This is a genomic window from Streptomyces sp. NPDC037389, from assembly GCF_040636475.1.
Taxonomy (GTDB): Bacteria; Actinomycetota; Actinomycetes; order Streptomycetales; family Streptomycetaceae; genus Streptomyces; species Streptomyces hesseae.
In genome coordinates this window covers 1-1,208 of record NZ_JBEZUS010000070.1, presented here as the reverse complement: position 1 = coordinate 1,208, position 1,208 = coordinate 1, and the positions used below count along the sequence as shown (strand labels likewise).

At 67.7% G+C, this 1,208-nt stretch carries 1 protein-coding gene and 1 pseudogene; both read right to left on the bottom strand.

Annotation, left to right across the window (positions count from 1 at the left end):
• Window positions 1-938: hypothetical protein (locus AB0E98_RS33825; protein ID WP_361710332.1), on the bottom strand; the 938-nt coding region annotated here is incomplete at its 3' end.
• Window positions 928-1,208 (bottom strand): annotated as a pseudogene (locus AB0E98_RS33820) (hypothetical protein); the annotation flags it as partial. The gene AB0E98_RS33825 and the pseudogene AB0E98_RS33820, both read right to left, overlap by 11 nt.

The following is a 1,208-nucleotide window of genomic DNA, read 5'->3' as shown; positions in this document are numbered from 1 at the left end:
ATGATGGCGAGGCCGGAGACGACGGCGGCGACGGAGTCGGGGCCGTCCTTCGTGGTCAGCGCGCCGGCGAGGCCGAGGACGATGACGATGACGGGCTTGACCATGATCACGGCGATCATGATGCCCGCCCAGCGGCGGACGTGTCCCCACAGGTTCTTGTCGACCAGGCCGGCGTAGACGACGACGCCGAGCAGGGCGCCGACGTAGAGCAGGACGGCGCGGAGGTACAGCTCCAGGTAGAGGACGCCCGCGGCGATGATCGACACGAACGACACGATGATCAGCATGATCGGGCCGCCGCCGATGTCGTTGCCCTGCTTCAGTGCCTGGCTGAACGTGCCGAAGAACGTGTCCGTCTGGTCGCCGGTGCCCTTGGCCAGGACGTCGGTGACGGCGTCGGTGGCCGAGACGACCGTGTACAGGATCAACGGCGTGAACGCCGAGGCCAGCACGGTGAGCCAGAGGAACCCGACGGCCTCGGAGAGCGCGGTGGTGAGGGGGACGCCGCGCACGGCACGCTTGGCGACCGCCAGCAGCCACAGGACGAGGGTGAGGATCGTCGACGCGGCGAAGACGATGCCGTACTGCTTGAGGAAGGTGCCGTTGGTGAAGTCGACGTCGGCGGTGTTCTTCACGGCCTTGCTGAGCGTGTCGACGGTCCAGGCGGCGGCGTCGGCACAGCCCTTGGCGAGGGAGGAGAGGGGATCGAGGGTGGAGGGGACGGCATCGGGGGACGACCCACCGCCTCCGGAGCGGGCGTTCTCGCCTCGTTCGCAGTAGTCCTTGGCGGGGCCGACGATGAGGTCGCAGTTGTCGTTCGACGGAGTTGGCGACGGCGTGGGTGCGGCTACGGCTCGCGTGGCGAGCAGTACGAGCGTGGCCTGCACGGCAGTCAAGGCGGTTGCTGCCCTGAGTACGCGACGCTGGTTAGCGGGCATACGTGAACCCTCCGTACTCCTGGACGGCCTTGGACATCTCGTCGGCGGTGGAGGCCTTGTTGTCTCCGGGGACGGGCGCGGGGCCGTCCTTCTGGGAGAAGGACTCGACCTTCCAGTCGTCGTCCACCCATCGCAGTTGCAGGGTCATCGTGAACCAGTCACTGCTGACGGGGGTGGTGGTTTTCTCACCAGCGGTGCCGAACACACCCGTGCACCAGACCTCCACGGTCGCGGCCGTGGCGGAGTACTGGGTCGTCTTGCTCCCGATCG